Source organism: Streptomyces sp. A18 (assembly GCF_059026065.1).
In genome coordinates, this window is record NZ_JBWLKL010000003.1 from 505,667 (window position 1) to 517,736 (window position 12,070).

General features: G+C 71.6%; 10 protein-coding genes and 1 pseudogene. 1 reads left to right on the forward strand and 10 read right to left on the reverse strand.

The features are described from left to right. Positions 1–156: 156 nt before the first annotated feature. The 10 genes and pseudogenes from AC5P1C_RS07960 to hrcA all read right to left on the reverse strand — a co-directional run bounded on the left by AC5P1C_RS07960 (position 157) and on the right by hrcA (position 11,121). Complete coding sequence (locus AC5P1C_RS07960) at positions 157–1,158, reverse strand: adenosine deaminase (protein WP_493864931.1); 1,002 nt, start codon at positions 1,156–1,158, stop codon at positions 157–159. A gap of 13 nt (positions 1,159–1,171) precedes the next feature. Then, positions 1,172–2,080, reverse strand: coding sequence for a ribonuclease Z (locus tag AC5P1C_RS07965; RefSeq protein ID WP_493864932.1), 909 nt, complete (start codon positions 2,078–2,080; stop codon positions 1,172–1,174). A gap of 6 nt (positions 2,081–2,086) precedes the next feature. Continuing rightward, the gene (locus tag AC5P1C_RS07970) at positions 2,087–2,440 is read right to left on the reverse strand and encodes a histidine triad nucleotide-binding protein (RefSeq protein ID WP_493864933.1); all 354 of its coding nucleotides are present in this window, start codon (positions 2,438–2,440) and stop codon (positions 2,087–2,089) included. Between the two features lie 208 nt (positions 2,441–2,648). Next, entirely contained in the window at positions 2,649–5,930 is a 3,282-nt protein-coding gene (locus AC5P1C_RS07975) for a S41 family peptidase (protein ID WP_493864934.1), read from the reverse strand. A gap of 45 nt (positions 5,931–5,975) precedes the next feature. Then, complete coding sequence (locus AC5P1C_RS07980) at positions 5,976–6,590, reverse strand: hypothetical protein (RefSeq protein WP_493864935.1); 615 nt, start codon at positions 6,588–6,590, stop codon at positions 5,976–5,978. A 94-nt stretch (positions 6,591–6,684) separates the two neighbouring features. Further along, positions 6,685–6,868: pseudogene (locus AC5P1C_RS07985) on the reverse strand (hypothetical protein). A gap of 25 nt (positions 6,869–6,893) precedes the next feature. Then, positions 6,894–7,652, reverse strand: coding sequence for a 16S rRNA (uracil(1498)-N(3))-methyltransferase (locus AC5P1C_RS07990; RefSeq protein ID WP_493864936.1), 759 nt, complete (start codon positions 7,650–7,652; stop codon positions 6,894–6,896). After that, on the reverse strand, positions 7,649–8,746 hold the full coding sequence (locus tag AC5P1C_RS07995) for a nitronate monooxygenase (protein WP_493864937.1): 1,098 nt from the start codon (positions 8,744–8,746) through the stop codon (positions 7,649–7,651). The genes AC5P1C_RS07990 and AC5P1C_RS07995 overlap by 4 nt, the downstream gene beginning before the upstream one ends. 218 nt (positions 8,747–8,964) lie before the next feature. Beyond that, a complete protein-coding gene (gene dnaJ / locus AC5P1C_RS08000; RefSeq protein WP_493864938.1) occupies positions 8,965–10,104 on the reverse strand; it encodes a molecular chaperone DnaJ in 1,140 nt (379 codons plus the stop codon). Then, a complete protein-coding gene (gene hrcA / locus AC5P1C_RS08005; protein WP_190080489.1) occupies positions 10,105–11,121 on the reverse strand; it encodes a heat-inducible transcriptional repressor HrcA in 1,017 nt (338 codons plus the stop codon). A 201-nt stretch (positions 11,122–11,322) separates the two neighbouring features. Here hrcA and AC5P1C_RS08010 point away from each other — a divergent pair, with 201 nt between their 5' ends. Next, complete coding sequence (locus AC5P1C_RS08010; RefSeq protein WP_493864939.1) at positions 11,323–12,066, forward strand: MBL fold metallo-hydrolase; 744 nt, start codon at positions 11,323–11,325, stop codon at positions 12,064–12,066. The last annotated feature ends 4 nt before the right edge of the window (positions 12,067–12,070 follow it).

Sequence of the window (12,070 nt, forward strand, 5' to 3'; positions counted from 1 at the left end):
AGATTCCTTCGTGTGATTCAGCTTCTGGGTACGGAGACACGACGGCCCGGCGCCTGTCGCCGAGCAGCGGGGCGCGCGGGGCCTATGAGGGCCGTGTCAGCCGTAGAGCTGAATGAAGGAGTCCATGACATCGGACCCTAGCTCCGCTCCCGACGATCAGTCGAACGAATAATCCGCGACCTCGGCGAGATACCGCGCCCGCAGCGCCTCGTCCTGTGCGCTGCCGTCGAGGAAGGACGCCTCGAACGAGTTGCGCGCGAGTTCACGCAGCCGCTCCTGGTCGATCGCGAGGGCTTCCCGTACGGCGTGGAAGGTGTCGTCGACATAGCCGCCGAAGTACGCGGGGTCGTCGGAGTTGACCGTGCACAGCAGCCCGGCGTCCATCATCCGCGCCAACGGGTGCTCTTCGAGTACGTCGATGGCGCGCAGCCTGACGTTGGACAGCGGGCAGAGCGTGAGCGGAATCCGCTCCCGCACGAGCCGCTCCACGAGCTGCGGGTCCTCCATGCAGCGCAGCCCGTGGTCGATGCGCTCGACGCCCAGGACGTCCAGGGCCTCGGTGATGTACTCGGGCGGCCCCTCCTCGCCCGCGTGCGCGACCCGGCGCAGGCCGAGCGCGGCCGCCGCCTCGTACACCTCGCGGAACTTGGCCGGCGGGTGCCCGACCTCGGCGGAGTCGAGCCCGACGCCCACGATCCGGTGGAGGTGGGGCTTGGCGGCCTCCAGGGTCTCCAAGGCCGACTCGGCGGACTGGTCCCGCAGGAAGCACATGATCAGCCGGGTCGAGACGCCGTGCCGCTCCTCGCTGCGCTCCAGGGCGCGCCCGAGCCCTTCGATCACGGTGCCGATGCCGACGCCGCGGACCATGTGGGCCTGCGGGTCGAAGAAGATCTCGGCGTGCCGCACGCCCTGCTGAGCGGCCCGCGCCAGGTAGGCATCGGCAAGCTCTTCGAAGTCGTCCGAGGTGCGCAGAACAGCCATCAACCCGTAGTACAGGTCAAGAAAGGACTGCAGATCATCGAAGAGGTAGGCCTTGCGCAGCTCTTCGGTGTCGGCGTACGGGAGGGTGACGCCGTTGCGGGCGGCGAGGGCGAAGGCCAGCTCGGGTTCGAGCGTCCCCTCGATGTGGAGGTGGAGTTCTGCTTTGGGAAGGGGCATGGCGGCGGCTCACTCAGGTGGTTCGTTTGGGCAGAGGTACACGCAACAGGTCTTGAGCGACGGTGAGTTCACCGTCGAATCCCGCGTCCCGGGCCTGCTGCTCGAAAACGCCGGGGTCGGGGTAGCGCTGGCTGAAGTGGGTCAGCACGAGATGCCGGACTCCGGAGTCCACGGCGACCCGCGCGGCCTGTCCCACGGTCAGGTGACCGTGATCGAGGGCGAGTTGAATGTCTCCGTCGAGGAAGGTCGACTCGATGACGAGCATGTCGCAGCCGTCGGCGAGTTCGAGGACGCCGTCACACAGCCGGGTGTCCATCACGAAGGCGAACCGCTGCCCCCGCCGCACCGCGCTCACCTCGTCGAGGGTGACACCGCGCAGCTCGCCCTCCCGCTGGAGGCGCCCCACGTCGGGTCCGGAGATCCCGCGCGCGGCGAGCAGCTCGGGGAGTATGCGCCGCCCGTCGGGTTCGATGATGCGGTAGCCGAAGGACTCGACGGGGTGGGAGAGCTTGACGGCGTCGAGGGCGAACGAGGGGGTGGCGGCCAACGCCCCGTCACCCACCACGGGTTCTTCGATCAGCGACACGGTCTCGCGGTAGGCGGTGGCGTACCGCAGCCGGTCGAAGAAGTGCTGGCCGGAGCGCGGGAAGTGCACGGTCACGTCATGCGGAACGCGGTCCAGGTTGATGCGCTGGATGACGCCGGGCAGCCCCAGCGAGTGATCGCCGTGGAAGTGCGTGACACAGATCCGGTGCAGGTCGTGCGCGGCGACCCCGGCACGCAGCATCTGCCGCTGCGTGCCCTCGCCGGGGTCGAAGAGGATGCCATGGCCGTCCCAGAGCAGGACGTAGCCGTTGTGGTTGCGGTGCCGGGTGGGGACCTGGCTCGCGGTGCCGAGGACCACCAATTCACGTACGGACAAGGCGAGTTATCCCGGAGGCCACTGCAGGCCGCGTCCGCCGAGGACGTGGGCGTGCGCGTGGAAGACGGTCTGGCCCGCGCCGGGGCCGGTGTTGAAGACGATGCGGTAGCTCTCCGCCTTCTCCTCCACCGCGACCTCGCCGGCCTCGCGCAGGACGTCGGCCGCGATGGTGGGTTCGGCGGCGGCGAGGGAGGCGGCGTCCGGGTAGTGCACCTTGGGGATGATCAAGACGTGGGAGGGGGCCTGCGGGTTGATGTCCCGGAAGGCGACGGTCGTGTCCGTCTCCCTGACGAGGGTCGCGGGCACGTCACCCGCGACGATCTTGCAGAACAGGCAGTCTGCCTGCGGTTCTCCCGCCATGAAACGCCTCCGGTCCGAACGGGTTGTACTGGCCCCCGCATGCTATCCGGGCCACTCCCCGGCTTCCCCCTCTTCCCCGGCCTCGGGGGACCCGCCGGGGGCGAACAGGCCTCTCCCACCCCCGCCGAATGCCGTGACCAGCGATCACCCGCAGTCGGGAACGGCCCCGCCCCCAAGACGCACCAGCACCACACCGCCCAGCCGGACGCTAGTCCCCCGGCAGCTCTGGCGCGCTCTTGGGTGGTGCGGTCTCCAGGGCCGTCAGGGCCAGGCGGATCGCCTCGTCCAGTTGAGGGTCACGGCCAGCCGCGTAGTCCTCCGGGGCCGTCACCACCTCCACGTCCGGGTCCACCCCGTAGTTCTCCACGCCCCAGCCGTACCCCTCCAGCCAGTACGCGTACTTCGGCTGCGTCACCAGCGTGCCGTCCACCAGGCGGTACCTGCTGTCGATGCCGATCACCCCGCCCCACGTCCGCGTCCCCACCACGGGCCCGATCCCCAGCGCCTTGATCGCCGCGTTCACGATGTCCCCGTCGGAACCGGAGAATTCGTTGGCGACCGCGACGACCGGGCCTCGCGGCGCGTCCGCCGGGTAGCTGAACGGCTGGGCGCCCCGCGGCAGGTCCCAGCCCACGATCTTGCGGGCCAGCTTCTCCACCACCAGCTGAGACGTGTGCCCGCCGCGGTTCTCCCGGACGTCCACCACGAGGCCGTCCCGTGCCACCTCCACCCTCAGGTCACGGTGGATCTGCGCCCAGCCGGGGGCCTGCATGTCCGGCACGTGGAGGTAGCCGAGGCGCCCGTCCGACCGTTCGTGGACGTACGCGCGGCGGTCCACGACCCACGCGTGGTACCGCAGCGGCTCCTCGTCGTCGACGGGGATCACCACCGCGTGCCGCGGGTCACCGCCCCCCGCGGGCGACACCGTCAACTCCACCGGCTTCCCCGCCGTACCCACCAACAGCGGCCCGGGACCCGTCACCGGATCCACCGGCCGCCCCGCGACCGCGAGGAGCGCGTCTCCCGCCCGCACCGCCACTCCGGGCGCGGCGAGCGGCGACTGGGCGGCCGGGTCCGACGTCTCCGAGGGGAGGATCCGGTCGATCCGCCACGCCCCGTCCTCGCCCCGCGAGACATCCGCCCCGAGCAGCCCCTGCCGCACCGCCGAACTCCCCCACGCCCCGCCCCCCATGACGTACGCGTGGGACGTGCCCAGCTCCCCCGCGACCTCCCACAGCAGGTCCACGAGGTCGTCGTGCGTGGCCACCCGGTCAAGGACCGGACGGTAGCGGTCGAGCACCCCGTCCCAGTCGACCCCGCCCAGGTCGGGCCGCCAGAAGTTGTCCCGCATGAGGCGGCCCGCCTCGTCGTACATCTGGCGCCACTCCGCGGCCGGATCGACCGTCTGGCGGACCCGCGTGAGGTCGACGGTGATGTTCGAGTCGGAGGTCTCGTCGCCGGAGGCCCGCCGGTCGCTGGGGACCACCTTCAGCTTGCCGTCGGCCCACAGCAGCACCCGCTTCCCGTCTCCGCTGACGGAGAAGTGATCGGCGTCCGAGGCCAGTTCCTCGATGCGCTGCTGCACCAGGTCGTAGCGTTCGAGCTCCGTCCGCGGGTCGGGGTCCGACGGCGTGGCGCGGGACGCGCCGAGTACGCCGCGCACGGGATGCCGCAGCCACAGGACGCCGTCCTTGGCGGCCCGCAGGGTCGAGTAGCGGGCCGCCTCGACGGGGAACGGCACGATGCGGTCCGCGAGCCCGTCGAGGTCGATGCGGGTGACGGGCGAGCCCTCGCTGTCCGGGGTCTCGTCCTTGTCGGGTGCCTCGAAGGGGCGGCCGTGCCGCTGCGGCCCGAAGGGCGAGGGAGTGGTGGCCGCCAGCGTGATCAGGTACGGCCTCGATCCGCCGACGAAGGCGAGGTCGAAGACGTGCTCGTCGTACACCGGGTCAAAGGCCCGCGCGGACAGGAACGCCAGATGCTTGCCGTCAAGGGTGAACGCGGGCGCGTAGTCGCGAAACCGCAGCGGAGTCGCCTCGGACACCGAGAGATCTGCGGTGTTCACCAGCTTCAGCTGCCGCAGCGGCCGCGGCCCCGGATGCGACCACGCGAGCCACGCCGAGTCCGGCGAGAAGACGAGCCCGGTGGCGTCCCCGTGCTCCCCGCGGTCGACCTCCCGCACCTCCCCGCTCTCCCGCTCCACGAGCAGCACCCGCCCGTCGTGCGACGCGACGGCGGCCCTGCTGCCGTCGGGCGCGACGGCGAGCCCGAGCACCCGCCCCAGCTGCCCGGCGGCGATCCGGCGCGGTGTGGCCCCCGGCGCGAGCCCCGTGGCCGGCGCGAACTGGAGAGCGTCGTCGCCCTCCGCGTCCGTCACCCAGACCACATGCTCCTCGCCGTCGACGCGGAACGTCCGCGGCAGCCGGGCGCGCACCCCGTGCTCGGCGGCGAGAGCGCGGGCGGGCCCCTCGCGGTGCGTGACCCAGTGCACGCCGCCGCGCACGGAGACTGCGCTGCCCCGCCCCGTGTGGTCGGGTGCCGCGGCGCCGAACCAGCGCGCCGCGCTCACGGGGAACGGCTGGAGGTCGGTGCGCTGACCGCCGAGGCGGACCTCGACGCGGCGCGGCTCGGCGTCCACCAGGTCGTCCAGGAGCCAGAGTTCACCCGCCGACGCGTAGATCACGCGCGTGCCGTCGGTCGCGGCGTGCCGAGCGTAGAAGCCCTCGATCCCGGTGTGGCGGCGCAGATCGGAGCCGTCGGGCTGCGAGGAGTAGACGGCGCCGACGCCTTCGTGGTCGGAGAGGAAGGCGATGCGTCCCCAAGCTCTCGGCTCCGCTCGAGCAGGGGAGGCCCCAATCCCCACCCACAGCGGGTACTCGATGTTCCCGCCGAGCTCTTCATGGACGCGTACGAAGCGTTCCTCCGCGCCCTCCGCGCCCTCCGCGGCGGCGTCCCCGCGCCGGATCCAGAGCTTGCCCGCCGTGCCGCCCCGATACCGCTTCCACCAGGCGGCCTCGCGCCCCATCGGCGCGGAGAGCAGCAGGACTTGGCCGTCGGCCGGGCCGTGCGCGACATCGCCCACGACGCCGTACGGCAGTGTGTCCGCGGGGCCGCCGTCCAGCGGAACGGCCCGCGCCCAGCTGCGGCGCAGCGAGGCCTGGCCCGACGTGCTGACCGCGAGGACCTGCCCGTCCGGGGTCCAGCCCCGCACCGACGTACGCGAACTGCCCCAGTAGGTAAGGCGTTTGGAGGAGCCGCCGTCGACCGGCGCGACATGCACCTCGGGGGCGCCGTCACGCGTGGACGTCCAGGCGAGGGTCGTCCCGTCCGGGGAGATGCGGGGGTGGTTCACCGGCATGTTGTCGGCGCTGACGCGCCATGCCCGGCCGCCGTCGAGAGGAGCGACCCAGACGTCGTCCTCGGCGGTGAAGGCGACCAACTCGCCGTGCAGATGCGGAAACCGGAGATACGCAGGGTGCCCAGTCAGTGTCACACAGCCAGCCTAGGCAGCCGGGGCGGAGCCGGACAGGGTTTTGGATCACTTGCCCTTGAAGCACGAGCACGTCGGATCGGGATGCTGCGGCGGCGGATCGGGCGTGGCGGTCACGGTGACGGTCGCCGTGGGCGGCTGGGTCGGCTTGTCGCCGTCGTGGTCGCCGTCGTGGTCGCCGCCGTCGTCACCGCCGCTGCCTCCACCGTTGTCGTCGCCGTTCCCGTCGTCGCCGCTTGAGCAATTGCCGAGCACGTCGACCCGGAACCACTCCTTGCCGTCGACCTTGGCGGTCAGGTCCCCGCGTACGCAGCCGCCGTCGACGAAGGACGTCACCGTGCCCTTGACGGTGATGTCGCTGGTGTCGTCGGATCCCTTCTCGTTCCTGGCCTGACCCTGGCAGTCGACGGTGACGCGGGCGTCGCGGGCCGGGGAGCCGCTGGACGGGGTGACCTTGTCCTTGAAGCGGGCGTTGCAGCTGATCCACAGCACTTCGAGCTTCTGCCGCTCCAGCTCCTTCGTCGCCATCTCGTCGGTGGTGATCGCGACGGCCGCCGTGTTCATGCCCCCGCCAGCCGGATCGCACGCGGCGACCCCGATCACCGCCGCCCCCGCGAACCCGACGGCGTACAGCACCCGCCGACGCCGTCCGCGCACGTCCACCGCACGATCACGTAAGCGCCTCAATGCCCCCATAGGCGGCAGAGTGCCACTGCGAGCCGCCTGACGGTAGACCTCTTTGCGTCCGACTCCGCGCTCAGCCGCGCAGCAGCAGCCACTCCTGCAGCTCCACCAAGTTCCCCTCCGGGGCCTTGAGATGGGCGACCCGTATGCGGTCCGTCCGCCGCACCCGACTGCGGCTTGAGGCCGAGGACTTCGGCGTAGCAGCGGTAGCAGGCGCTGAAGTCCGATACGAGCAACCGCACTTGGGCCAGTTCCACGGCCCCCCTCACCCGGCGCGGGGGTTCAGGACCAGCGGCCCGTGCGTCCCAGGAGCAGCGCTGCCGCCGCCGTCCCCGCGGTCGACGTACGCAACACGCTACGCCCCAGGCGGTAGGGCTTCGCCCCCGCGGCCGCGAACGCCGCGAGCTCGTCCGGGGACACGCCGCCCTCGGGGCCGACCACCAGGACGATGTGCCCGGCGGCCGGAAGCACCGCGGTGGCCAGCGGCTCGCTGCCCTCCTCGTGCAGGACCGCGGCGAAGTCGGCCGTGGCGAGCAGCGCCGCCACCTGCTTGGTCGACGCCGCGTCCGCCACCTCGGGGAAGCGCACGCGGCGCGACTGCTTGCCCGCCTCGCGCGCCGTGGCACGCCACTTGCCGAGCGCCTTGAGCCCGCGTTCGCCCTTCCACTGCGTGATGCAACGGGAGGCCGACCAGGGCACGATCGCGTCGACGCCGGTCTCCGTCATGGTCTCCACGGCGAGTTCACCGCGGTCGCCCTTGGGCAGCGCCTGCACGACGGTGATCCGGGGCTCCTGGAACGCCTCCTCCTGTACGGGATCCATCCGCAGGATCAGCCGGTCCTTGCCCTCGGTGTCCGTCACCACGCAGTCGGCCCAGCGCCCGGCTCCGTCGGTCAGGACGACGTCCTCACCGGCGTGCAGCCGCTTCACGGAGACGGCGTGGCGCCCTTCGGGGCCATCGAGCACGTAGCGTCGGTCACCGCCCGCGGCAGTGTTCTCGAAGGTCGGGAAGGTCTCGACGACGAAGACGGGCGCGGTCACGCCTGGCCCCCCGGCTGGTTCCCCTGCTGCCCTCCGGCCGCCAACGCGGCCTTCGACTCGGCCAGTTCGGCCGCCAGGACCTCCACGAGCTGCCCGGCGGGAAGCTCCCGCGCCATGCGGTGGCCCTGCCCCGCCCACAGCGCCATGCCCTGCGCGTCACCGGCCTTGGCCGCGGCCTTGCGCAGGCCGCTGGTGAGGTGGTGGATCTGGGGGTAGGCGGCGGGCGCGTACGGACCGTGCTCGCGCATGAAGCGGTTGACCAGGCCCCGCGCGGGGCGGCCGGAGAAGGCACGGGTCAGTTCGGTCCGGGTGAACAGCGGGTTGGTCATGGCCTGCTTGTGCAGGACGTTCGCGCCCGACTCGGGGCAGACCAGGAAGGCCGTGCCGAGCTGCGCGGCGTCGGCGCCCGCCGCGAGCACCGCGGCGATCTGCGAGCCGCGCATCAGGCCGCCGGCCGCGACGATCGGGATCTGCACGGTGTCGCGCACCTGCGCGATGAGCGAGAGCAGGCCGAGCCCGGCGCCGTCCGTCTCGGGGTTGTCGCGGTGCGTACCCTGGTGGCCGCCCGCCTCGATGCCCTGCACGCACACGGCGTCGGCGCCCGACCACTGGGCGGTCTGCGCCTCTTCGGGCGTGGTGACGGTGGCGACGGTGACCGTGCCGACCCGCGCGAAGGCGTCGAAGACGTCGCGGGTGGGGCAGCCGAAGGTGAACGACACCAGCGGCACCGGGTCCTCGACGAGGATCGCGAGCTTCGCGTCGTAGCCGTCGTCGCGGCCGCTGTCCGGGTCCCCGAGCTGCGTCTCGTACCAGGCGGCCTCACCGGCGAGCTGGTTGCGGTAGACGTCCACGGCCGCGGCGTCCGCGTACTCGGGCTGCGGCATGAACAGATTCACGCCGAACGGGCGGCTGGTGAGCCCCCGCAACTGTTTGATCTCCTGGTACATCCCGTCGGCGGTTTTGTACCCGGCTGCGAGATATCCGAGCCCCCCTGCCTCGGAGACGGCCGCGGCGAGCTGGGGGCACGAGGCGCCGCCCGCCATGGGGGCCTGCACGATCGGAAGGCGGCAGAGATCGGTCAGTGCGGAGGACATGAACGCATCGTGCCACTTCCTGGCCGGGGGGCCGAATCGCGGGACTTTCCCACCGACCCACCCGTCACCCGGCATGATCAGGAGCGCCCCGTAGGGGGCGCGGGGCTGTGACATGTGCGGCTCCGCCGCGGGGCGCGAGCAACCACGAACGACCCACGGACGACAAAGCGCCCCCGGCAGGAGAAACCCTGCCGGAGGCGCACGTACCGCTCAAGGCGCTACCGCCCGTTGAACGCATCCTTCAAACGGGAGAACAGACCCTGCTGCCCCGGCTGGAACTGCCCCGTAGGCCGCTCCTCGCCCCGCAGCACCGCAAGCTCCCGGAGGACCCGCTCCTGCTCCGCGTCCAGCTTGCTCGGCGTGAGGACCTCGACGTGCACGATGAGGTCGCCGCGACCGCCGCCCCGCAGGTGCGTGATGCCCCTGCCGTGCAGCGGCACCGACTGGCCGGACTGCGTGCCCGGCCGGATGTCGACCTCTTCCAGGCCGTCCAGCGTCTCGAGGGGCACCTTCGTGCCCAGAGCCGCGGCCGTCATCGGAATGGTGACCGTGCAGTGCAGGTCGTCCCCGCGCCGCTGGAACACCGCGTGCGGCAGCTCGTGGATCTCCACGTACAGGTCGCCGGCGGGGCCGCCGCCTGGGCCGACCTCGCCCTCGCCCGCGAGCTGGATCCGCGTGCCGTTGTCGACACCGGCGGGGATCTTCACGGTGAGCGTCCGCCGCGACCGGATGCGGCCGTCACCGGCGCACTCGGGACACGGGGTGGGCACGACCGTGCCGAAGCCCTGGCACTGCGGGCACGGCCTGGAGGTCATGACCTGGCCGAGGAAGGACCGCGTGACCTGCGATACCTCGCCGCGACCGCGGCACATGTCACACGTCTGAGCGGACGTCCCCGGCGCGGCACCTTCACCGCTGCAGGTCGTACAGACGACCGCTGTGTCGACCTGTATGTCCTTGGTGGTCCCGAAGGCCGCCTCGTCCAGGTCGATCTCGAGCCGGATCATCGCGTCCTGGCCGCGGCGCGTGCGCGACCGGGGGCCACGCTGCGACGCCGTGCCGAAGAACGCGTCCATGATGTCCGAGAAGTTGCCGAAGCCACCGGCCCCGAAACCGCCCGCACCCCCGCCTGCGCCCTGCTGGGACAGCGGGTCGCCGCCGAGGTCGTAGACCTGCTTCTTCTGCGGGTCCGACAACACCTCGTACGCGGCGTTGATCTCCTTGAAGCGCTCCTGAGTCTTCGGGTCCGGATTCACGTCCGGGTGAAGCTCTCGCGCAAGCCTCCGGAAGGCCTTCTTGATCTCGTCCTGGGAAGCGTCGCGGCGCACGCCTAGTACGGCGTAGTAGTCCGTGGCCACTTACGACTCCGCCAGGATCTGTCCGACGTAACGTGCCACTGCGCGTACTGCTCCCATCGTTCCCGGATAGTCCATGCGGGTCGGGCCGACCACGCCGAGTTTGGCTACTGCCTCGCTGCCCGAACCGTAGCCGACGGAGACCACGGACGTGGAGCTGAGCCCCTCATGGGCGTTCTCGTGACCGATCCGTACGGTCATGCCCGAATCCGTGGCCTCGCCAAGCAACTTGAGCAGGACGACCTGCTCCTCAAGAGCCTCCAGGACGGGCCTGATGGTGAGGGGAAAGTCATGTCCGAAGCGGGTGAGATTGGCCGTTCCGCCGATCATCAGCCGCTCTTCGGTCTCTTCGACGAGGGTTTCGAGGAGCGTGGAGAGCACCGTCGCCACCGTGCCCCTGTCCTCCGCGTCGAAGGACTCCGTCATGTCCTGCACCAGCTGCGGCACGTCCGCGAAGCGACGCCCCGCGACCCTGCTGTTGAGCCGCGCCCGCAGATCCGCGAGCGAGGTCTCTCCGAAGGGGGCAGGACAGTCGATCATGCGCTGCTCGACCCGGCCCGTGTCCGTGATCAGTACGAGCATCAGGCGGGCGGGAGCCAGCGAGAGCAGCTCCACGTGCCGCACCGTCGACCGCGTCAGGGACGGGTACTGCACGACCGCGACCTGCCGGGTCAACTGCGCGAGCAGCCGCACCGTACGAGCGACCACGTCGTCCAGGTCGACGGCGCCGTCGAGGAAGTTCTGGATGGCCCTGCGCTCCGGCGCCGCCATCGGCTTGACGCCCGCGAGCTTGTCGACGAAGAGGCGGTACCCCTTGTCCGTGGGGATGCGCCCCGCACTCGTATGAGGCTGGGCGATGAAGCCCTCCTCTTCGAGTGCCGCCATGTCGTTGCGGACGGTGGCCGGGGAGACCCCGAGGCTGTGGCGCTCCGTGAGCGCCTTGGAGCCGACCGGCTCCTCGGTGCCCACATAGTCGTGGACGATGGCGCGCAGCACCTCGAGCCTGCGTTCACTGAGCATCCGCGCAACACCTCCACCCTTTCGCCCTGAAACCTGTCTGCCCGCGATCCTGCCTGGCACTCCCCGCGGGCGAGTGCCAGCCCGCACCGCGCCCAGTGTACGGCCGCGAGGTACGACCCCGGCAAGGGCCGGACCCCTATGTCGGTCCGACGGCCGAGGTGGCGGCTGCCAAGCCGCCCGCGCGGGGCTAGCGTCGACTCCATGGATGTGGCACTGGCTTGGGACGAGGCGGGCTGGGAGCGGCTCGCGCCGCATGTGGGGCGGCGGCGACTCCCGGTCTGGGACTGTACGGCGGGCCTTGTCGTCGGCGGCGAATCGGCGCTGATGATCGAGGCGGGGGCAACCCTGCGCGAGGGGGCACAGCTGCGTACCCAGGCGCGCGGCATTCTCGGCGGGGGCCGCCGGGTCACCCACCTCGTCCTGACGCACCCGCACTTCGACCATGTCCTGGGCGCCGCGGCGTTCGCGGGCGTGCAGGTGTACGGCGCGGTCGGCCTCGACACGCTCCTGGCGAAGGGGCGCGACGAACTGCGCGACGACGCCGTCCGGCACGGCGTCTCCCCGGACGCCGCGGCGGAGGCCACCGACCTGCTCGTGCACCCGCACCACTTGGTGTGCGGGGAGTGGACGCTCGACCTGGGCGGCGGGGTGCAGGTGCTGCTCGCGAACGTCGGCCCGGGGCACTCGGGCCACGACCTGGCGGTCCTGGTCCCCGGCACGGACAGCTCCCCGGAGATCGTCTTCTGCGGCGACCTGGTCGAGGAGTCGGGCGAACCGCAGGCGGGTCCTGACGCGGTCCCGAAGCGGTGGCCTGCGGCGCTCGACCGGCTCCTCTCCCTGGGCGGGGACGACGCGCTGTACGTCCCGGGGCACGGCGCGGTGGTCGATGCGGCTTTTGTCCGTGCGCAGCGCGCCACACTGGCGGCCCGCTTCGGCGTGTCGTAGCCGG

Coding starts and splice junctions, on each gene's coding strand:
- AC5P1C_RS07960 (WP_493864931.1), bottom strand. CDS start 1,158: ATGCCCCTTCCCAAAGCAGAACTCCACCTCCACATCGAGGGGACGCTC.
- AC5P1C_RS07970 (WP_493864933.1), bottom strand. CDS start 2,440: ATGGCGGGAGAACCGCAGGCAGACTGCCTGTTCTGCAAGATCGTCGCG.
- AC5P1C_RS07995 (WP_493864937.1), bottom strand. CDS start 8,746: ATGTCCTCCGCACTGACCGATCTCTGCCGCCTTCCGATCGTGCAGGCC.
- hrcA (WP_190080489.1), bottom strand. CDS start 11,121: ATGCTCAGTGAACGCAGGCTCGAGGTGCTGCGCGCCATCGTCCACGAC.
- AC5P1C_RS08010 (WP_493864939.1), top strand. CDS start 11,323: ATGGATGTGGCACTGGCTTGGGACGAGGCGGGCTGGGAGCGGCTCGCG.